General features: G+C 52.5%; 18 protein-coding genes, 1 tRNA gene and 2 rRNA genes. 16 read left to right on the top strand and 5 right to left on the bottom strand.

The window, feature by feature from the left end; all coding sequences use genetic code 11:
• Window positions 1-53: 53 nt before the first annotated feature.
• Both mreB and csrD read right to left on the bottom strand, forming a co-directional pair.
• On the bottom strand, window positions 54-1,097 hold the full coding sequence (gene mreB, locus HHI26_RS08900; RefSeq protein WP_126485560.1) for a rod shape-determining protein MreB: 1,044 nt from the start codon (window positions 1,095-1,097) through the stop codon (window positions 54-56).
• 313 nt (window positions 1,098-1,410) lie between these two features.
• A complete protein-coding gene (csrD, locus tag HHI26_RS08905; protein ID WP_133844167.1) occupies window positions 1,411-3,360 on the bottom strand; it encodes an RNase E specificity factor CsrD in 1,950 nt (649 codons plus the stop codon).
• Window positions 3,361-3,586: 226 nt separating this feature from the next.
• Between csrD and HHI26_RS08910 the strand changes: the two genes are divergently transcribed.
• The 16 genes from HHI26_RS08910 (at window position 3,587) to HHI26_RS08985 (ending at window position 19,041) form a co-directional block, all read left to right on the top strand.
• Window positions 3,587-4,564, top strand: coding sequence for an MDR family oxidoreductase (locus HHI26_RS08910; protein WP_159337312.1), 978 nt, complete (start codon window positions 3,587-3,589; stop codon window positions 4,562-4,564).
• A 134-nt stretch (window positions 4,565-4,698) separates the two neighbouring features.
• The gene (msrP, locus tag HHI26_RS08915) at window positions 4,699-5,703 is read left to right on the top strand and encodes a protein-methionine-sulfoxide reductase catalytic subunit MsrP (protein WP_167863380.1); all 1,005 of its coding nucleotides are present in this window, start codon (window positions 4,699-4,701) and stop codon (window positions 5,701-5,703) included.
• Window positions 5,704-5,706: 3 nt separating this feature from the next.
• A complete protein-coding gene (msrQ, locus tag HHI26_RS08920) occupies window positions 5,707-6,315 on the top strand; it encodes a protein-methionine-sulfoxide reductase heme-binding subunit MsrQ (protein WP_171148947.1) in 609 nt (202 codons plus the stop codon).
• Window positions 6,316-6,543: 228 nt separating this feature from the next.
• Window positions 6,544-6,996: a type II 3-dehydroquinate dehydratase gene (gene aroQ, locus HHI26_RS08925; RefSeq protein ID WP_133844175.1), complete on the top strand. Its 453-nt coding sequence runs from the start codon at window positions 6,544-6,546 to the stop codon at window positions 6,994-6,996.
• A gap of 20 nt (window positions 6,997-7,016) precedes the next feature.
• Complete coding sequence (gene accB / locus HHI26_RS08930) at window positions 7,017-7,487, top strand: acetyl-CoA carboxylase biotin carboxyl carrier protein (RefSeq protein ID WP_133844177.1); 471 nt, start codon at window positions 7,017-7,019, stop codon at window positions 7,485-7,487.
• An 11-nt stretch (window positions 7,488-7,498) separates the two neighbouring features.
• Window positions 7,499-8,848 (top strand): acetyl-CoA carboxylase biotin carboxylase subunit, encoded by a 1,350-nt coding sequence (gene accC / locus HHI26_RS08935; protein WP_133844179.1) that lies wholly within the window; start codon window positions 7,499-7,501, stop codon window positions 8,846-8,848.
• Window positions 8,849-9,044: 196 nt separating this feature from the next.
• Entirely contained in the window at window positions 9,045-9,287 is a 243-nt protein-coding gene (locus tag HHI26_RS08940; RefSeq protein ID WP_133844181.1) for a YhdT family protein, read from the top strand.
• Window positions 9,277-10,731: a sodium/pantothenate symporter gene (gene panF, locus HHI26_RS08945; protein ID WP_133844183.1), complete on the top strand. Its 1,455-nt coding sequence runs from the start codon at window positions 9,277-9,279 to the stop codon at window positions 10,729-10,731. The genes HHI26_RS08940 and panF overlap by 11 nt, the downstream gene beginning before the upstream one ends.
• 10 nt (window positions 10,732-10,741) lie before the next feature.
• The gene (gene prmA, locus HHI26_RS08950; protein ID WP_133844185.1) at window positions 10,742-11,623 is read left to right on the top strand and encodes a 50S ribosomal protein L11 methyltransferase; all 882 of its coding nucleotides are present in this window, start codon (window positions 10,742-10,744) and stop codon (window positions 11,621-11,623) included.
• Between the two features lie 307 nt (window positions 11,624-11,930).
• On the top strand, window positions 11,931-12,896 hold the full coding sequence (gene dusB, locus HHI26_RS08955) for a tRNA dihydrouridine synthase DusB (RefSeq protein ID WP_133844187.1): 966 nt from the start codon (window positions 11,931-11,933) through the stop codon (window positions 12,894-12,896).
• A 25-nt stretch (window positions 12,897-12,921) separates the two neighbouring features.
• On the top strand, window positions 12,922-13,218 hold the full coding sequence (gene fis / locus HHI26_RS08960) for a DNA-binding transcriptional regulator Fis (RefSeq protein ID WP_000462905.1): 297 nt from the start codon (window positions 12,922-12,924) through the stop codon (window positions 13,216-13,218).
• Window positions 13,219-13,613: 395 nt separating this feature from the next.
• Window positions 13,614-14,534 (top strand): kdo(2)-lipid IV(A) palmitoleoyltransferase, encoded by a 921-nt coding sequence (gene lpxP / locus HHI26_RS08965; RefSeq protein ID WP_171148923.1) that lies wholly within the window; start codon window positions 13,614-13,616, stop codon window positions 14,532-14,534.
• Window positions 14,535-14,882: 348 nt separating this feature from the next.
• Complete coding sequence (locus HHI26_RS08970; RefSeq protein WP_133844191.1) at window positions 14,883-15,908, top strand: amino acid ABC transporter substrate-binding protein; 1,026 nt, start codon at window positions 14,883-14,885, stop codon at window positions 15,906-15,908.
• A 68-nt stretch (window positions 15,909-15,976) separates the two neighbouring features.
• Window positions 15,977-17,155, top strand: a complete 1,179-nt coding sequence (locus HHI26_RS08975; RefSeq protein WP_133844193.1) for an amino acid ABC transporter permease — start codon at window positions 15,977-15,979, stop codon at window positions 17,153-17,155.
• A 12-nt stretch (window positions 17,156-17,167) separates the two neighbouring features.
• Window positions 17,168-18,271 (top strand): amino acid ABC transporter permease, encoded by a 1,104-nt coding sequence (locus tag HHI26_RS08980; RefSeq protein WP_133844195.1) that lies wholly within the window; start codon window positions 17,168-17,170, stop codon window positions 18,269-18,271.
• An 8-nt stretch (window positions 18,272-18,279) separates the two neighbouring features.
• Window positions 18,280-19,041 (top strand): amino acid ABC transporter ATP-binding protein, encoded by a 762-nt coding sequence (locus HHI26_RS08985; RefSeq protein ID WP_133844197.1) that lies wholly within the window; start codon window positions 18,280-18,282, stop codon window positions 19,039-19,041.
• A 176-nt stretch (window positions 19,042-19,217) separates the two neighbouring features.
• Here HHI26_RS08985 and rrf (HHI26_RS08990) read toward each other — a convergent pair.
• From rrf (HHI26_RS08990) to rrf (HHI26_RS09000), 3 genes are all read right to left on the bottom strand, one after another.
• Window positions 19,218-19,333, bottom strand: a 5S ribosomal RNA gene (gene rrf / locus HHI26_RS08990).
• 35 nt (window positions 19,334-19,368) lie between these two features.
• Window positions 19,369-19,444: transfer RNA gene (locus tag HHI26_RS08995), tRNA-Thr, on the bottom strand.
• A 48-nt stretch (window positions 19,445-19,492) separates the two neighbouring features.
• Window positions 19,493-19,608, bottom strand: a 5S ribosomal RNA gene (rrf, locus tag HHI26_RS09000).
• Window positions 19,609-19,809: the final 201 nt, after the last annotated feature.

Here is a 19,809-nt window from a genome sequence, read left to right on the forward strand (position 1 = left end):
TCGACAACATGAAAAAGGAGTGCGGGCAGCGTCCCGCTACTCCTTCAGGCAAATTATTCTTCGCTGAACAAATCGCCGCCGTGCATGTCAATCATTTCCAACGCTTTACCACCACCGCGTGCAACGCAGGTCAATGGATCTTCTGCAACGACCACTGGAATTCCAGTCTCTTCCATAAGCAGGCGATCCAGATTGCGCAACAGCGCACCACCGCCAGTCAGTACCATGCCACGTTCGGAGATGTCAGATGCCAGTTCTGGCGGACACTGTTCCAGTGCAACCATAACCGCGCTAACGATACCAGTTAACGGCTCCTGCAGCGCTTCCAGGATCTCGTTGGAGTTCAGGGTGAAACCACGCGGAACCCCTTCAGCCAGGTTACGGCCGCGGACTTCAATCTCGAGCACTTCGTCACCCGGGTAGGCTGAACCGATCTCATGCTTAATACGCTCTGCGGTGGCTTCACCAATCAGAGAGCCGTAATTACGGCGCACATAATTAATGATGGCTTCGTCGAAACGGTCACCACCGATGCGGACAGAAGAAGAGTAAACCACGCCATTCAGCGAGATCACCGCAACTTCTGTTGTACCGCCACCGATATCCACCACCATAGAACCGGTCGCTTCGGAAACAGGGAGGCCTGCACCGATAGCAGCAGCCATGGGTTCTTCAATCAGGAAGACTTCACGCGCACCAGCACCCTGAGCAGACTCACGGATGGCACGACGTTCAACCTGGGTTGCACCAACGGGCACACAGACCAGCACGCGCGGACTTGGGCGCATAAAGCTGTTGCTGTGAACCTGTTTGATGAAGTGCTGCAACATTTTCTCAGTCACAAAGAAGTCGGCGATAACGCCATCTTTCATTGGGCGAATAGCTGCGATATTACCGGGTGTACGACCCAGCATCTGTTTTGCGTCATGACCGACTGCCGCTACGCTCTTTGGGGAACCGGCACGATCCTGACGGATAGCAACGACGGAAGGCTCATTAAGAACAATGCCCTGCCCTTTCACGTAAATCAGGGTATTGGCTGTACCCAGGTCGATGGACAAGTCGTTGGAAAACATGCCACGGAATTTTTTAAACATACTAAAGGATAATCCTGCAAGCTGGGGGCGGAAAATAAAATCCGCTTACTTTACCAACCACACGAAGCAGCGACAAGGCGCAAAAACGTTCTGCTTCGGTGAAAAATCATGCTATCTCTCGCTGAAGTCACAACCTTACGACATCGTGCGTAACGGAAGCCGATATAACGGCCTTTCGCTGTGGTTTTTGGACACGTCAGCGGACATAACATACATAAAAATTAACAGTTTCAGTTTCGCCTCGGCCTGCGAGAAAGCCGCGTCGAACCACAATCTCCCAGGTATTCTACGTGAAAACCTGCCAGACGTGAGACTAAACTCGATATCTTTGCGAATATTTTTTCACGCTACTATTAACCGGCTCTGAGGCAGCGAAAAAGTCGCCCTGCCCACCGGTGACTCCCAGCTCCAACAGCGTTTGCCACTCTTCCCGGGAACGTACCCCGGCAGCAAAAACCTGAGTGGAAGTTTGCTTGCTACTCTCCAGCAGGCTTTGTACAAACAGCTGATTTTCAGTACGCCGATCAATATTGCGCACCAGGCCGGGATGAAGCTTGATCAGCCTGACCTGGAACTGCTTGATATACGCGGTGCTCACTACCGTTAAACCGGCCTGATTCACTGCCACACCACAGCCAAAACCGTAGAGCAATCGGAACACTGGCGTTAAACGGCTGATGTGTTGACACACATCTGCTTCTGCAAGTTCAAATAAAATACGTTTTCTTTGCGATTTAGTACATTGCAGCAGGTTATCACGCAGCCAGTTCAGGAATGAGCGCTGCAATAATGAGTCGAGGGTGAGCGGAATGGCAAGAGTTTCTTCTGGCCACAGTTCGATCAACGTCACAATACGTTTCACCATCTGTCGATCGTAGCGTTCTGCCAGACCCAGTTGCTGAATCACAGGCAGATACTCTGCGGATAACAGCTCTTTTTCACCGTCAAAAATGCGTGGCATCATTTCGCGATGATGCACTTCACCCTTCGCGTTAACGGCCGGTTTTTGATAAAGCCGTGGACCACCACGATTCAGTGTGTTTTCCAGCAATGTGCGCCATTTCACGCTTCCGCGCGCGAAATCCTGCTGTGCCCCCTCGCCCACCGACCAGTTATTCCCGCCCTGTAGTGTGGCGTTACGCGTTGCCCGCTCGGCATTCTCCATCACCTGAAGAGTGCTCTGCCCGCTGTGCCAGCCGCTGATACCAATATGAATCATGTCATCACGATCCAACATTCGCGTTGATGGCAGAGTATCGACCGCTTTAATCAACTGAGAAGCAATACCGTCGGCATCCTTTACGCTGCGATGTGGGAGCAATACGGCGAAGTCACTGCGAAAATAGCGAGCCAGCAGCGCACCGGGATAGCGCAGCACAAAAGTCGACAGCATATTGACCAGCGCAAACAGATAATCCTGCACCTGCACATGGCCCCAGCGCTCACGCAGGCTGTCGAAATCTGGCAAGCGGATCATCATCACCATGCCATGCGTTCCAACGGACTCCGGATCCTCCAACAGTGTGGTGAGCTGATTATCAAAGAACAGGCGGTTGTTCAGGCCGGTGCGGGCATCCTGTGCCGCAAATGCGCGGATCAGCGTATCAATGCGGTTATGCTGCTCTCCTGCCTCTTTCAGATCGGCCAGCAACAGGTCAATTGCGCTGCTGGCTTTAGGCGGCCACTCATGTACTGAACCCGATTTGACCGTAGCGCGTTCTCCTTTGATCACGGCTTCAGCTCGCTCCTCCAGCCGTTCCATTCCTTGTAATTGCTGCTGGAGCCAGCGCCTGGCCTGCCATAGCAATAAAGTCATGATCGCGACCACACCGATAATTAGCGACAAACTGGTAGCCCCTATTAAGGAAGCAAACCAGGTACGGGTGGAGTCGACCCACTGAATATGCAGTGTCATGCCGGGATGTTGCGTCAGCGGAAGCTGTATCTGGCGATAGCGATTAGGTTCGTCTTCCAGGAGGGACGGCTGATGAAGGGTGACCTGAAACAGTTGCGCATTACCGTTGTTCAGTTTAACGCGTTCGATTTGTAACGGATTCATGACCTGACGTAGCCATGCTTCTATCTGTTGGGGGGATTGTGTGAATAACGCGCTATCAACATCGTCCGCCATCCGCTGGATCCGATGTTCTGCCCGCTGGTTACTAAGATAAAAGAAGCTCAGTACGCAGCCCACCAGCATCAGTAACATGGCCAGTGAGCAAAGCAGGGTGATAATCGCAGAAAGTTTGGTGGTTAGTCGCATCCTTGTGCCCATTTGTGTTGCGGGTGAAGAAGACGTCATTAACACTGAACCGCAACCAAAATGTAAATGACCAGGAAAATGTGCATATCTGACAGCTGACGCGGTGAAAAATAACACACCACACACACCGATTGCTTGCCCGGGGTCAGATAATTGTCCATTTCCAGGAGTATAGTCCTGACAGGGCGCTTTTTATTAATGAAACCACTATTTTCAGGAGATTCTCATGCAGGCTCTGGTTCTCGAACAGTCAGAAGGCAAAACCGTTGCTGCCGTGAAGTTCATTAGCGCTGACAGCCTGCCGGAAGGCGAGGTCAAGGTCGATGTGGACTGGTCGGGTATTAACTATAAAGATGCGCTGGCGATTACCGGCAAGGGCAAGATTATCCGCCAGTTTCCGATGGTGCCCGGTATCGATTTTGCCGGGAAAGTGCATACCAGTAGCGATCCCCGTTTCCACAGCGGTCAGCCGGTGCTGCTAACGGGCTGGGGCGTAGGTGAAAACCACTGGGGCGGCCTGGCCGAACAGGCACGTGTTAAAGCAGACTGGCTGGTCCCGATGCCAGAAGGCATGGATGGCCGCCAGGCGATGATCATTGGTACGGCCGGGTTTACCGCCATGCTGTGTGTTATGGCGCTGGAAGAAGGCGGCGTGACGCCAGAAAGCGGTGAAATATTGGTCACGGGTGCCAGCGGTGGCGTGGGAAGCACCGCCATCGCACTGCTCAGTGCACTCGGTTATCACGTTGTGGCCGTCAGCGGACGCGAATCAACGCATGACTACCTCAATCAGTTGGGGGCACGCGAGGTGCTGCCGCGCAGTGCATTCAGTTCGGTGGCGCGGCCGCTGGAGAAACAACGCTGGGCAGGGGCGGTCGATACCGCAGGCGATCAGGTGCTGGCCAGTGTGCTGGCGCAGATGAACTACAACGGTGTGGTCGCTGCGTGCGGCCTGGCAGGTGGCTTTGCCCTGCCCACCAGCGTCATGCCGTTTATCCTGCGTAATGTCCGTCTGCAAGGGGTGGATTCCGTGATGACGCCAGCACCACGTCGTCGTGAAGCCTGGAAACGTCTGCTGAAAGTGCTGCCAGCATCGTTTTATCAACAGGCCACTACTGAGGTTCCCCTGTCAGAAGCCGCCAGCGCCGCTGAAAAACTGCTGAATAACGAGATTACTGGCCGTACCCTGGTGCGTATCCGCTAATGCTATGTCCCTCGCTATGATGGCGAGGGATGCCTTTCTCCCAGGAAATTTCATATTTTTTCGCCAGTATTCGCTTAAATCGTGGCACTGCGCCATGCTCAGGGTTATTACCCATACCTGAGCAAGGGTCACAGATGAAAACCATCAACAAACTGACTGAAAATGATGTCACGCCGGAGAGCGTCTTTAATACGCGCCGTCGTACGCTGCTCAAAACCCTCGGGTTGAGTGCGGCTGCACTTTCCCTGCCCACCGCCGCTCGCGCTGATGTGCTGTCATGGTTTAAAGGTAATGACCGCCCGAAGGCGGCATCCGGTAAAGCATTAGAATTTAGCAAACCCGCACTTTATCAGGCAGACCTTGCGCTGACGCCAGAAGACAAGGTCACTGGCTATAATAACTTTTACGAGTTTGGGTTGGATAAAGCGGATCCTGCCGCCAATGCCGGCACATTAAAAACCACCGACTGGAAGATCCAGATCGGCGGTGAAGTTGGCAAGCCGCTCACGCTTGATATGGATGATATCTTTAAGCGCTTTCCACTGGAGCAGCGCATTTACCGTATGCGCTGTGTCGAAGCCTGGTCCATGGTAGTGCCGTGGATCGGTTTCGAGCTGGGTAAACTGCTGAAGGCTGCCGAACCCACCAGCAATGCACGCTATGTTGCTTTCCAGACGCTCTACGCGCCCGATCAGATGCCAGGCCAGCAGGACCGCTTTATCGGCGGGGGGCTGGATTATCCTTACGTAGAAGGCCTGCGGTTGGATGAAGCCATGCACCCACTCACGCTGTTAACCACCGGCGTATATGGCAAAGCGCTGCCCCCACAAAACGGTGCGCCCATTCGCCTGACAGTGCCGTGGAAATACGGTTTTAAAGGTATCAAGTCGATAGTAAAAATCACCCTGGTGAAAGATATGCCCCCAACAACCTGGAATCAGCTGGCAGGCAATGAATATGGTTTCTTCGCCAATGTGAATCCTCACGTCGATCACCCACGCTGGTCACAGGCAACCGAACGTTTTATCGGCTCCGGCGGTATTCTTGATGTCAAACGCCAGCCAACGCTGCTGTTTAACGGTTATGCTGAACAGGTTGCTTCCCTCTACCGCGGGCTGGATCTGCGGGAGAATTTCTAAATGGTGCGCCTGTCGTTAAAACAGATTACAGGCCTGAAGGTGTTGCTGCATCTGGCGGGCTTTTTGCCGCTATTGTGGCTGCTGCTCTCGATTGATCAGGGCTGGTTCAGTGCCGACCCGGCCAAAGATATCCAGCATTTTACCGGCAGAATGGCATTAAAATTTTTGCTGGCCTCCCTCGCGGTAACGCCGCTGGCACGCTACGGTAAGCAACCGCTGCTGATTCGTGTACGCCGCCTGCTGGGATTATGGTGCTTTGCCTGGGCCACGCTGCATCTGGTGAGCTACTCATTACTCGAACTGGGGATCAGTAATCTCGGTCTGCTGGGATCAGAGCTGATCTCACGCCCTTACCTGACACTCGGTATTATTTGCTGGATCGTGCTGCTACTGCTGGCTGTCACATCGTTCCAGCGGGCACAGCGCACATTGGGTAAGCGCTGGCAAACACTGCACAATGCCGTCTATCTGGTGGCTATCCTGGCACCGGTTCATTATCTGTGGTCGGTAAAAATCCTTTCCCCTCAGCCGTGGATTTATGCGTTAATTGCCGCGATCTTGCTGGCATGGCGTTACAAAAAGCTACGTAAGTGGTTGCCAGGTAAATCCTGATTACTGTGTTCCACCCCACATCTTCAGCGATCAACCCTGCCTTTTTAACCGGGTGTGGTTGATCATCTTCGCTGATACGACCAGTATTTAGCTGCTAATTGCGTTGATATCGTTATAATGCCCGACTTCATTCGTGGCCTTTGCCAAATTTCATCTGAAAAGGTGACAAACTGGCTTTGGCGATGTATTTTGTGCGATGCCATTATTATCGCAGGAGATAGCAGCAAGATGACGGATAAGTTGCACGTACTGCTTTTGAACGGCCCCAATCTGAATATGTTGGGAACCCGTGAGCCTGAAAAGTATGGTCATACCACGCTGGCCGAGATTGTCAGCGATCTGACCTCGCAGGCTAACGCGCTTAACGTCACACTGAGTCATCTCCAGTCTAATGCGGAATATGCGCTGATCGATCGCATACATGAGGCGAAAGGCAATGTCGATTATATCGTCATAAACCCGGCTGCATTCACACACACCAGCGTGGCATTGCGTGACGCACTGCTGGCAGTCAGCATCCCGTTTATCGAGGTTCATCTGTCAAACGTGCATGCCCGTGAGCCCTTTCGTCATCATTCGTATCTTTCTGATATTTCTGCCGGCGTGATCTGTGGACTTGGCGTCGACGGTTATTCCTGGGCTTTACAGACGGCAGTCAAACGCCTGTCACCATCTCATTAAACAGAGTACGGAACCACATCATGGATATTCGTAAGATTAAAAAACTGATCGAACTGGTTGAAGAATCAGGCATCGCTGAACTGGAAATCTCTGAAGGCGAAGAGTCTGTTCGCATTAGCCGTGCACCAGTTAACGTTGGTTACCCGATGATGCAGCAGGCCTATGCTGCACCAATGATGCAGCAGCCTGCACTGGCTAACGCTGTCGCTCCGGCTACCGCTCCGGTAATGGAAGCGCCTGCAGCTGCTGAGATCAGTGGCCATATCGTGCGTTCTCCTATGGTCGGTACTTTCTATCGTACCCCAAGCCCGGATGCGAAAGCCTTTGTGGAAATCGGTCAGAAAGTTAACGCCGGTGACACCCTGTGCATCGTTGAAGCGATGAAAATGATGAACCAGATCGAAGCCGATAAATCCGGCATTGTGAAAGCGATTCTGGTCGAAAGCGGTCAGCCTGTTGAGTTTGACGAGCCGCTGGTAGTCATCGAATAACGAGGCGAGCCATGCTGGATAAAATTGTAATTGCTAACCGTGGTGAAATCGCGCTGCGAATTCTCCGCGCCTGTAAAGAACTGGGCATCAAGACTGTGGCAGTGCACTCCACTGCGGACCGCGATCTGAAGCACGTACTGCTGGCAGATGAAACGGTCTGTATTGGCCCGCCACCGTCAGTGAAAAGCTATCTGAACATCCCGGCACTGATTTCAGCCGCTGAGATCACCGGGTCTGTTGCTATCCACCCAGGCTACGGTTTCTTGTCTGAGAATGCTGACTTTGCCGAGCAGGTTGAACGCTCTGGCTTTATCTTTATCGGGCCGAAAGCAGAAACTATCCGCCTGATGGGCGATAAAGTGTCGGCAATCACCGCGATGAAGAAAGCAGGTGTTCCGACGGTGCCAGGCTCCGATGGCCCGTTAACCGAAGATATGGATAAAAACCGTGCCTTCGCAAAACGCATCGGCTATCCGGTCATTATTAAAGCCTCCGGCGGCGGCGGCGGTCGTGGTATGCGCGTTGTGCGCGGCGACAAAGACCTGGAACAATCCATCAACATGACGAAAGCGGAAGCCAAAGCGGCTTTCAACAACGACATGGTTTACATGGAAAAATACCTGGAAAACCCACGCCATATCGAAATTCAGATTTTGGCTGACGGTCAGGGCAACGCTATCTATCTGGCTGAACGTGACTGCTCAATGCAGCGTCGTCACCAGAAAGTCGTGGAAGAAGCGCCAGCACCAGGTATCACTGAAGAGATGCGCCGTTACATCGGCGAGCGCTGCTCGAAAGCCTGTGTTGATATTGGCTATCGTGGCGCCGGCACCTTCGAGTTCCTGTATGAAAACGGTGAGTTCTACTTCATTGAGATGAACACCCGTATTCAGGTAGAGCATCCGGTGACGGAGATGATCACAGGCGTTGACCTGATTAAAGAGCAGCTGCGTATTGCTGCCGGTCAGCCGCTGTCGATCAAACAGGAAGAAGTGATCATTCGCGGTCATGCGGTGGAATGCCGTATTAACGCTGAAGATGCCAACACCTTCCTGCCAAGCCCAGGCAAAATCACCCGCTTCCATGCACCAGGTGGATTTGGTGTGCGTTGGGAATCTCATATCTACGCCGGTTATAGCGTGCCGCCGTACTATGACTCAATGATTGGTAAGCTGATTACCTTCGGTGAAAACCGCGATGTGGCTATTTCACGCATGAAAAATGCGCTGGCGGAGCTGATCATCGACGGAATTAAGACCAACATCGAACTGCAGATGAAAATCATGTCGGACGAGAACTTCCAGCACGGTGGAACGAATATCCACTATCTGGAGAAAAAACTCGGCCTGCAAGAGAAATAATTGGCCCGGGTCAGGCGTGCCTGCCCTCTACAGGAGGGTGCATACCCACCATAGCGTAGGGGGGCGGGCATGTCTGACCTCTACGGGGGCATTCCCGCCCTATCGTAGGGGTCGGGCATGCCCGACCCGCCAGCAGAGTTCGCTGTATGCAGAGGGGCCGATTATTCGGCCCCTTCTTATTTTGGGGAAGAAACGCATGGAAAAACGTTTTATTCAGGCCCACCGTGAAGCGCGCTGGTCATTCTGGCTGGCAGTGGCTTATCTTGCCTGTTGGGCGCTGTCAGCCTGGCTACCGGACGATGTGCAAGGTGTCACCGGACTGCCGCACTGGTTTGAAATCGCCTGCCTGCTGGTGCCCGGTTTGTTCATTTTTCTCTGCTGGCTGATGGTTCGCGTCATCTTCCGCGATATTCCTCTGGAGGATGACGGTGAAGCTTGACATTATTTTGCCTCTAATTGGCTACCTGTTACTGGTTGCCGGACTCTCTGTGTACGCCATGCGTCAGCGCCGTGAGGGCAGCTTCCTGAGTGAATACTTCCTCGGCAGCCGTTCAATGGGTGGCTTCGTGCTGGCCATGACACTGACCACCACTTATATCAGCGCCAGCTCGTTTATTGGTGGCCCAGGAGCCGCCTATAAATACGGACTAGGATGGGTGCTACTGTCGATGGTACAGGTGCCTGCCGTATGGCTGTCACTGGGGATTTTGGGTAAGAAGTTTGCCATTCTGGCGCGGCGTTATAATGCCGTGACGCTTAACGATATGCTGTATGCACGCTACCGCAGCCCAATGCTGGTCTGGCTGGCAAGTATCAGCCTGCTGGTCGCATTTATTGGTGCCATGACCGTGCAGTTCATCGGCGGTGCACGTCTGTTGGAAACCGCTGCGGGGATCCCTTACGATACCGGACTGCTGATTTTTGGCATCTCCATCGCTTTGTATACGGCGTTTGGTGGCTTCCGTGCCAGCGTCCTTAATGATGCTATGCAAGGCCTGGTGATGCTGGCAGGCACCTTCCTGCTGCTGTTCGCCGTGATCCATGCCGCTGGCGGGATGCATAAGGCCGTAGAAACCCTACAGCATATTGATCCAAAACTGGTGTCATCGACAGGTGTTGATAACATTCTGACCCCGACATTCCTTGCCTCTTTCTCTGTGCTGGTGTGCTTTGGCGTTATTGGTCTGCCACACACGGCGGTACGTTGCATCTCCTATAAAGACAGTAAAGCCGTACATCTGGCGATCCTGCTTGGCACCGTGGTCGTTGCAGTTCTGATGTTTGGTATGCATCTCGCAGGGGCTTTAGGACGCGCGGTGATCCCGGATTTACAGATCCCGGACCAGGTGATCCCAACGTTAATGATCCAGGTACTGCCACCACTGGCTGCCGGGATCTTTCTTGCGGCGCCGATGGCGGCGATCATGTCCACCATTAACGCACAGCTGCTACAATCGTCGGCAACGATCGTCAAAGATCTCTATCTGCGGATGCGACCGCATCAGCTGGATAATGAACCGCTGTTGAAGCGCTTATCCTCGCTGGTGACGCTGATACTGGGGCTCCTGTTGCTGGTGGCGGCCTGGAATCCACCCGATATGATTATCTGGCTGAATCTGCTGGCCTTTGGCGGGCTGGAAGCCGTATTCCTCTGGCCGCTGGTGCTGGGGTTGTACTGGGAAAGAGCCAACGCGGCTGGCGCACTGAGCAGTATGGTATCGGGTGCGGCCTGTTACACCCTGCTGGCCAGCCTGTCGCTGCAACCCTGGGGGTTCCACCCGATTGTTCCGGCACTGTTACTCAGCTTGCTGGCCTTTATTATTGGCAACCGTTTTGGTCACTCTGACACCCTGGCGACGACTGCCCACACTCCGATTGAATGAAGAGATTATTATGCCTTGGATCCAAATGAAGCTTAATACCACCGGCGCTCAGGCTGAAGAGCTGGGTGATGCACTGATTGAAAATGGCGCCGTGTCGGTGACCTTCCAGGATACCCACGACAATCCGGTGTTTGAACCCTTACCGGGCGAAACGCGTCTGTGGGGTGATACCGATGTGATTGGCCTGTTCGATGCTGAAACTGAGATGCCCGATGTGATTGCCGGGCTGGAACAGCATCCGCTGCTGGGCGCTGGTTTTCACCATAAGATTGAGCAGATCGAGGACAAAGACTGGGAACGTGAGTGGATGGATAACTTCCACCCGATGCGCTTCGGACAGCGCCTGTGGATCTGCCCAAGCTGGCGCGATGTGCCCGATCCTACTGCGGTAAACGTGATGCTCGACCCGGGCCTGGCGTTTGGTACCGGCACCCACCCGACCACCGCACTTTGTCTGGCCTGGCTGGATGGTCTGGACCTGGAAGGTAAAACCGTGATCGATTTCGGCTGTGGTTCCGGCATTCTGGCGATTGCTGCTTTGAAGCTGGGTGCTGCTGCCGCTATCGGTATTGACATCGATCCGCAGGCAATTCAGGCCAGCCGTGACAATGCACAACGTAACGGCGTATCAGAGCGTCTCTCGCTGTATCTGCCACACCAGCAACCAGACAACCTTATTGCTGATGTGGTGGTGGCGAATATCCTGGCAGGCCCACTGCGCGAGCTGGCACCGCTGATTAGCGTCCTGCCTAAAACAGGCGGTCATCTTGGCCTTTCAGGCGTGCTGGCCAGTCAGGCTGACAGCGTATGTGAAGCTTACGCGGAAACCTTCACGCTGGATCCCGTGGCAGAGAAAGAAGAGTGGTGTCGCATTACGGGTATTCGCCGATAAAATAACCGGCTGGCGCAGCCCGGATAAGCTGTGTCAGCACGTTCATCACGTCATATGTCTCGAATAACGGCTCAACTGGCGTGATTTATGTTGTTATCCGGGTCACAAAAAAAGAAAAATCTTTGTACACAATTTCGTCGTATTTTTTTAATTCATTGTTTTATATAATTATAATATTAATTCCGCTGCCAGGTACGATGATTACTTGATCCGCAACAGCGGATTGTTCAAAGTTTGGCCTTTCATCTTCCTGAAAAAATGCGTAATATACGCCGCCTTGCGGACACACTATGGTCACTTTTTTTTCATGCGCATAGGAAATCACCAGCTTCGTAATCGTTTGATTGCAGCCCCGATGGCCGGGATAACAGACAGGCCATTCAGGACCCTTTGCTATGCAATGGGCGCTGGTATGACCGTCTCCGAGATGATGTCGTCAAACCCTGAAGTCTGGGGTAGCGATAAGTCGCGGTTGCGTATGGTACACAGTGACGAACCTGGTATTCGTACCGTGCAAATTGCCGGTTGTGACCCGGAAGAAATGGCGGCAGCCGCGCGCATCAATGCAGTGTCAGGTGCGCAGGTGATCGACATTAATATGGGTTGTCCGGCCAAAAAAGTGAATCGCAAGATGGCAGGTTCGGCGCTGCTGCAACACCCTGAGCTGGTGAAGTCTATCCTCTTAGCGGTGGTGAATGCAGTTGACGTACCAGTTACCTTAAAGATTCGCACTGGCTGGGATAGCGACAACCGCAACTGTGTAGAGATTGCCCAATTGGCTGAACGCTGCGGTATTCAGGCCCTGACAATTCACGGACGCACACGCGCGTGTTTGTTCAACGGCGAAGCTGAGTACGACAGCATTCGGACAGTTAAGCAGAACGTATCCATTCCGGTTATCGCGAATGGAGACATTACTGACCCGCATAAAGCCAGAGCCGTACTTGACTATACGGGGGCTGATGCCCTGATGATAGGACGGGCGGCTCAGGGAAGACCGTGGATCTTCCGGGAAATCCAGCACTATCTGGACACTGGGGAGCTGCTGGCACCGATGCCACTGGCTGAAGTAAAGCGCTTGCTCATCGGGCACTTACGGGAACTGCACGACTTTTATGGTCACCGCAAAGGATACCGTATTGCCCGGAAGCACGTCTCCTGGTATCTGCAGGAGCACGCCCCAAACGACCAGTTTCGGCGCACATTCAACGCCATAGAGGATGCCAGCGAACAGCTGGAGGCGTTGGAGGCATACTTCGAAAATCTTGCGTAATTAGAAATAAAGAGCTGACAGAACTATGTTCGAACAACGCGTAAATTCTGACGTACTGACCGTATCTACCGTGAATTCACAGGATCAGGTGACCCAAAAGCCACTTCGTGATTCGGTCAAACAGGCACTGAAGAACTATTTTGCTCAACTGAATGGTCAGGATGTAAATGATCTGTATGAGCTGGTACTGGCTGAAGTAGAACAGCCTCTGTTGGACATGGTGATGCAATACACCCGTGGCAACCAGACCCGTGCAGCCCTGATGATGGGCATCAACCGCGGTACACTACGTAAGAAACTGAAAAAATACGGCATGAACTAATAGCCCTGGCTATCATGTTGTTTCGAAAGCGCTTATCCCTCTTTAGGGCTAAGCGCTTTTTTATTGATAGTCGCATCATCCCTGACGCATACTATGTAGGTGATGTGGAGAATGGGTGAAGATTGACAGGCCTTTTCGCACAAGAAAAATCCCGCTCACCTCTTCCTGTATGCAGGATAACCTGTGTAAACTCACGTGTACTTGAAATTCCTTCGCAGGCCCGCCGCCCTCACCTTCTGAACGCAGTATGCAACATCTCCTGAATGTAAATTACTGCCAAAAATGAGCCGTGGCTAAACCTACGTACTGAATGGGTGTCTGAATGATTGTACCGCTACTGATTGCCTTCATTATGCGTTACAGGTTCTCTGCCCTTAATGCTTAAATGAGTAAATATGAAGCCGTCACAAAAATTCCACAGGGGCTTTCTGCGCCCGCGCTATTGGCTGACCTGGTTTGGTGTCAGTGTATTATTCCTGCTGGTACAGCTCCCTTATCCTGTATTGAACAAACTGGGCCTCTGGATGGGCCGTACCTCCATGCGTTTTATGAAACGCCGCGTCTCGATTGCCCGCCGTAACCTGGAGCTCTGTTTCCCGGATATCGACCCTGAGCAGCTTGAACGCCGTATCGTCGGAAATTTTGAATCTCTGGGAATGGGATTACTGGAAACCGGCATGGCCTGGTTCTGGTCCGATCGTCGAGTGAAACGTTGGTTCAGCGTTACCGGCCTGGAAAACCTTCAGGCTGCGCAGCGTGAAAAGCGCGGGGCGCTGATTATTGGCGTGCACTTTATGTCGCTGGAGCTGGGCGGACGCGCGATGGGTATCTGTCAGCCAATGATGGCAATGTATCGCCCGCACAATAACAAGCTGATGGAATGGATACAGACCAAAGGGCGTATGCGTTCTAACAAGGCGATGATTAATCGCCGTGACCTGCGCGGCATGGTACAGGCGCTAAAACAGGGTGAAGCGGTGTGGTTTGCCCCTGACCAGGATTACGGTCCGAAGGGGAGCGTGTTTGCCCCGCTGTTCGCCGTGCCAGAGGCAGCGACTACCAGTGGCACCTGGATGCTGGCGCGTATGGCGAAACCTGCATTGATCACGGTGGTACTGATCCGCAAAGAAGACGGCAGCGGCTATGAACTGGTCATCCAGCCTGAACTCCAGGATTACCCGATCGAGAATGAACAGCTGGCAGCCGAGTATATGAACCGGGTAATTGAACGCGAGATTATGCGTGCGCCGAATCAGTATATGTGGCTGCATCGCCGCTTTAAAACCCGTCCTACCGGTGCCAGTTCTCTCTATTAATCCTCCTTATCCTCTTTCTCTCTCACCAGCGCCTCAGGGCGCTGGTTTGCGCAAGACTATTTACATTTAAGTAACAAAAACTGACGCCGCCCTCACACTGCTTCCATATAGTGAAACTAATTGCACTATTTGTGACCATCACGGCTATTTTTGCCCCTTCCTGGTGCGCGATATTAATACTACTTGTAAGAAACTCCCCTTTATTAGCAACGCTTTTCAACAAATTCAGGGCTATGCAAATCTGGCATTACCTTTGCAAAGCAGTGAATGGCTTCGGCCACAGACAGGCAAAGTGCACCAAAGCGTGCGCTAAACATAACAAAACGAATTCGCCACACAGGATGCTTTATGAAAAAGATGATGCTCACGACGATGGTTGCTGCAGCTACGCTGTTTGCGGTTGCAAATCAGGCCCATGCTGGCACGACACTGGATGCCATTAAGAAGAAAGGCTTTGTACAGTGTGGTATCAGCGATGGCCTGCCAGGCTTCTCCTATGCGGATTCCAACGGTAAATTTACGGGTATTGATGTGGACGTTTGCCGTGCTGCCGCTGCAGCCGTGTTTGGTGATGCTGGAAAAGTAAAATATACCCCGCTGACTGCAAAAGAGCGTTTCACTGCGTTGCAGTCGGGTGAAGTCGACATCCTTTCTCGTAATACCACCTGGACCTCCTCCCGTGATGGCGGTATGGGCTTCATCTTCGCAGGCGTAAACTATTACGACGGTATCGGCTTCCTGACCCATCAAAAAGCCGGTCTGAAAAGCGCTAAAGAACTGGACGGTGCCACAGTATGTATCCAGGCAGGTACGGATACCGAGCTGAACGTGGCCGACTACTTCAAAGCTAACAAAATGCAGTACACCCCGGTGACCTTTGACCGTTCTGATGAATCAGCTAAAGCTCTCGATACCGGCCGTTGCGACACGCTCGCCTCTGACCAGTCTCAGCTTTACGCATTGCGTATCAAGTTGGGCAAACCTAATGAATTCATCGTTCTTCCTGAAGTGATCTCCAAAGAGCCTCTGGGTCCGGTTGTACGCCGCGGTGATGACGATTGGTACACCATCGTTAAATGGTCTCTGTACGCAATGCTGAATGCCGAAGAGATGGGAATTACCTCTAAGAATGTTGATCAGTTGACGGCGAAACCATCGACGCCAGATATGGCTCACCTGCTGGGCGCGGAAGGTGACTTCGGTAAAGACCTGAAGCTCGATAACAAATGGGCTTATAACATCATCAAGCAAGTGGGCAACTATCAGGAAGTCTTTGACCGTAACGTCGGTAAAGATAGCCAGCTGAAAATTGCTCGTGGTCAGAATGCCCTGTGGAACAATGGCGGCATTCAGTACGCACCACCAGTACGTTAATTCCCACGATTACAGGGCACCAGGCTTACTGGTGCCCACGCCAGAATGTTCGTCACTGAGGTCTCAACATGTCTCAACGCCCAACCGTAAAAAGGGATTTTTCATTCAGCAATCCTGCGGTGCGCGCCTGGCTTTACCAGATCATTGCGATCGTCGCGGTTCTGGCCGTTGCGGGTTATCTGATTCATAACACCATCATTAACCTGGCAAGCCGTGGCATTACTTCCGGTTTTGGTTTCCTTGAACGTAGCGCTGGCTTTGGTATCGTCCAGCATCTGATTGATTATACTGAAGGGGATACCTACGCTCGCGTGTTCCTGGTGGGTCTCACCAATACCCTACTGGTTTCTGCGCTGTGTATCGTCTTTGCTTCTTTCCTCGGCTTCTTTATTGGTTTGGCCCGTTTGTCTGACAACTGGCTGCTGCGGAAAATATCTAATATTTATATTGAGACGTTCCGTAATATCCCGCCGCTGTTGCAGATATTCTTCTGGTATTTTGCTGTGTTACGCAATTTGCCAGGACCTCGTCAGGCACTGAATGCCTTTGATCTCGCGTTTGTCAGCAACCGTGGGTTGTATATCCCGTGGCCTGAATATGCAGCGGGAACCGGCCCTTTCCTGATTGCAGTGCTACTGGCACTGGTCATCTCGTTCGGTCTGTTTCGTTATAACAAACAGCATCAGTTGAAAACAGGACAACTGCGCCGTACATGGCCTGCGGCTATCGTGATGCTGATTATGTTCCCACTGTTCACCTCGCTGCTAGCAGGCCGCCCAATGCACTGGGATATCCCGGAACTTAGTGGCTTCAACTATCGTGGTGGTTTCGTTCTGATCCCTGAGCTGGCGGCGCTAACGCTGGCTCTGTCGATCTATACCTCTTCGTTTATTGCTGAAGTCATCCGCTCAGGAATTCAATCTGTTCCGTACGGTCAGCATGAAGCTGCGCGTTCTCTCGGCTTACCCAATCCGGTCACACTGCGTCAGGTCATTATCCCACAGGCAATGCGCGTGATTATTCCTCCGCTTACCAGCCAGTATCTCAATATTGTGAAAAACTCTTCGCTGGCAGCAGCGATTGGCTATCCCGATATGGTGTCGCTGTTTGCCGGTACGGTATTGAATCAGACGGGTCAAGCCATCGAGACGATCGCTATCACCATGGGTGTGTATCTCATCATCAGCCTGTCGATTTCGCTGTTAATGAATATCTACAACCGCAAAATCGCCCTCATTGAGCGCTAAGAGAACGGGATTATGACGACTGTTACCACTCATGACACGCCCACCGTACCAACCAGCACATTGTCACGTGCCGTGTTGTGGGCACGAAGAAATCTGTTCTCAAGCCTGGGTAACTCACTGCTGACGCTGTTCTGCCTCTGGGTCATCTGGGCCGTTATCCCTCCAGCGCTGAACTGGCTGGTGTTCCAGGCTAACTGGATGGGTGAAACGCGTGCTGACTGTACTAAAGAAGGTGCATGTTGGGTGTTTATCCATGCGCGTTTTGGCCAGTTTATGTATGGATTGTATCCCCACGAATTGCGCTGGCGTATCAACCTTGCGCTGGTGATCGGTCTGCTGTCGATTGTACCGATGTTCCTTAAAAGGCTGCCGCGTCGGGGCACTTATATCGCCGCCTGGGCTGTCATTTACCCCATTGTTGTCTGGTTCTTGCTGTATGGCGGCTATCTGGGGCTGGAACGTGTCGAAACCCGTCAGTGGGGCGGGCTGACCCTGACGCTGATTATTGCGTCTGTGGGGATCGCAGGCGCCTTACCTTTAGGCATCCTGCTGGCACTCGGTCGCCGTTCGCAGATGCCGGTGGTGCGCACGCTATGCGTCCTTTTCATTGAGTTCTGGCGGGGTGTGCCGCTGATCACCGTGCTGTTTATGTCTTCGGTGATGTTGCCGCTGTTTATGGCTGAGGGCAGCTCTATCGATAAGCTCATTCGTGCGCTGGTCGGGGTGATTCTGTTCCAGTCGGCTTATGTGGCAGAAGTGGTGCGTGGTGGCCTGCAGGCGTTGCCAAAAGGGCAATATGAAGCTGCCGAATCACTGGCTTTAGGCTATTGGAAAACCCAGGGGCTGGTGATTCTGCCTCAGGCATTAAAGCTGGTTATTCCTGGACTCGTTAACACCATCATTGCTCTGTTTAAAGATACCAGCCTGGTGATCATCATCGGTCTGTTTGATCTCTTCAGCAGCGTGCAGCAGGCCACCGTCGACCCAGCCTGGCTGGGGATGTCCACCGAGGGTTATGTCTTTGCTGCTTTGGTCTACTGGATTTTTTGTTTCAGCATGTCGCGCTATAGCCAGTATCTGGAAAAGCGCTTCCACACCGGGCGTACACCGCACTGAGGTTTAAAATGACTCAAATTATTACCCCATCTGACGACGCGATGATGATTACGCTCGAAAATGTGAACAAATGGTACGGACAGTTTCACGTACTGAAAGACATTAACCTGAAGGTTAAACCCCGTGAACGCATCGTTCTTTGCGGTCCTTCCGGCTCCGGGAAATCGACAACGATCCGCTGCATTAATCATCTGGAAGAGCATCAAAAGGGGCGTATCGTCGTCGATGGTACGTTACTTAACGACGATCTTCGCAATATTGAACGTGTCCGTACCGAAGTCGGGATGGTGTTTCAACATTTCAATCTGTTCCCGCATCTGAGTGTTTTACAAAACTGTACTCTCGCGCCTATCTGGGTTCGTAAAACCCCGAAGAAAGAGGCCGAAGAACTGGCGATGCATTATCTTGAGCGTGTACGTATTGCCGAGCATGCGCATAAATTTCCGGGGCAGCTTTCCGGTGGTCAGCAGCAGCGCGTTGCGATTGCACGTTCATTATGTATGAAGCCGAAAATTATGCTGTTCGATGAACCCACGTCCGCGCTCGATCCGGAAATGGTGAAGGAAGTGCTGGATACCATGATTGGCCTGGCAGAAGACGGCATGACAATGCTGTGTGTGACTCACGAAATGGGCTTCGCCCGTACCGTGGCAGACCGGGTGATCTTTATGGATCGTGGTGAGATAGTGGAGGAAGCCCCTCCGCAAGAGTTCTTCGCTAATCCTAAGTCTGAACGTACCCGAGCCTTCCTGTCTCAGGTAATACACTGATTTATAGGTATAAATAATGTAATCATGCCCTGCCAGCTTATCGGTGGGGCTTTTTTATGCCCCAACAAAAGCCCTATGCGAAAGCATAAGGTTTATCCAGTGAAGAGTCGCTCACCGACAAACAGCAGACGAAAAAAAACCCCGGCCTTTCGGTCGGGGTTCTTTCTTTGTTTGATGCCTGGCAGTTCCCTACTCTCGCATGGGGAGACCCCACACTACCATCGGCGCTACGGCGTTTCACTTCTGAGTTCGGCATGGGGTCAGGTGGGACCACCGCGCTAAAGCCGCCAGGCAAATTCTTGATTTACCGAACTCACGCTTTATTACTGGTGCTGATACCCAGAGTCGAACTGGGGACCTCACCCTTACCAAGGGTGCGCTCTACCAACTGAGCCATATCAGCACACTTAATTTTAAAGGGCGACACGTATGTCGCCCTTTGTTGTTTGATGCCTGGCAGTTCCCTACTCTCGCATGGGGAGACCCCACACTACCATCGGCGCTACGGCGTTTCACTTCTGAGTTCGGCATGGGGTCAGGTGGGACCACCGCGCTAAAGCCGCCAGGCAAATTCTTTGTGCATGAAACGAATCTTTTTCACTGATGCAGCGTTGTCACCCTCGCGTCTCTCAGTCACATACTTCAGTATGCTCCCTCGGGCCGCCCCGGGCTCCGCCTTGCCTCAGCGTAAAATCTTTCGTTTCCGCTAATTCTTTATCCGGTAACAAGCTGAAAATCTCTTTTGCGTCTCTCGAACGCCACCAGAAC

It is taken from the genome of Erwinia sp. JH02 (assembly GCF_013074405.1).
GTDB classification, from domain to species: domain Bacteria; phylum Pseudomonadota; class Gammaproteobacteria; order Enterobacterales; family Enterobacteriaceae; genus Erwinia; species Erwinia rhapontici.

Excerpts from the sequence above, each read along its gene's own strand:
- mreB (WP_126485560.1), bottom strand. The coding sequence starts at position 1,097 with ATGTTTAAAAAATTCCGTGGCATGTTTTCCAACGACTTGTCCATCGAC.
- csrD (WP_133844167.1), bottom strand. The coding sequence starts at position 3,360 with ATGCGACTAACCACCAAACTTTCTGCGATTATCACCCTGCTTTGCTCA.
- HHI26_RS08910 (WP_159337312.1), top strand. The coding sequence starts at position 3,587 with ATGCAGGCTCTGGTTCTCGAACAGTCAGAAGGCAAAACCGTTGCTGCC.
- msrP (WP_167863380.1), top strand. The coding sequence starts at position 4,699 with ATGAAAACCATCAACAAACTGACTGAAAATGATGTCACGCCGGAGAGC.
- aroQ (WP_133844175.1), top strand. The coding sequence starts at position 6,544 with ATGACGGATAAGTTGCACGTACTGCTTTTGAACGGCCCCAATCTGAAT.
- accB (WP_133844177.1), top strand. The coding sequence starts at position 7,017 with ATGGATATTCGTAAGATTAAAAAACTGATCGAACTGGTTGAAGAATCA.
- accC (WP_133844179.1), top strand. The coding sequence starts at position 7,499 with ATGCTGGATAAAATTGTAATTGCTAACCGTGGTGAAATCGCGCTGCGA.
- HHI26_RS08940 (WP_133844181.1), top strand. The coding sequence starts at position 9,045 with ATGGAAAAACGTTTTATTCAGGCCCACCGTGAAGCGCGCTGGTCATTC.
- prmA (WP_133844185.1), top strand. The coding sequence starts at position 10,742 with ATGCCTTGGATCCAAATGAAGCTTAATACCACCGGCGCTCAGGCTGAA.
- dusB (WP_133844187.1), top strand. The coding sequence starts at position 11,931 with ATGCGCATAGGAAATCACCAGCTTCGTAATCGTTTGATTGCAGCCCCG.
- fis (WP_000462905.1), top strand. The coding sequence starts at position 12,922 with ATGTTCGAACAACGCGTAAATTCTGACGTACTGACCGTATCTACCGTG.
- lpxP (WP_171148923.1), top strand. The coding sequence starts at position 13,614 with ATGAAGCCGTCACAAAAATTCCACAGGGGCTTTCTGCGCCCGCGCTAT.
- HHI26_RS08970 (WP_133844191.1), top strand. The coding sequence starts at position 14,883 with ATGAAAAAGATGATGCTCACGACGATGGTTGCTGCAGCTACGCTGTTT.
- HHI26_RS08975 (WP_133844193.1), top strand. The coding sequence starts at position 15,977 with ATGTCTCAACGCCCAACCGTAAAAAGGGATTTTTCATTCAGCAATCCT.
- HHI26_RS08980 (WP_133844195.1), top strand. The coding sequence starts at position 17,168 with ATGACGACTGTTACCACTCATGACACGCCCACCGTACCAACCAGCACA.
- HHI26_RS08985 (WP_133844197.1), top strand. The coding sequence starts at position 18,280 with ATGACTCAAATTATTACCCCATCTGACGACGCGATGATGATTACGCTC.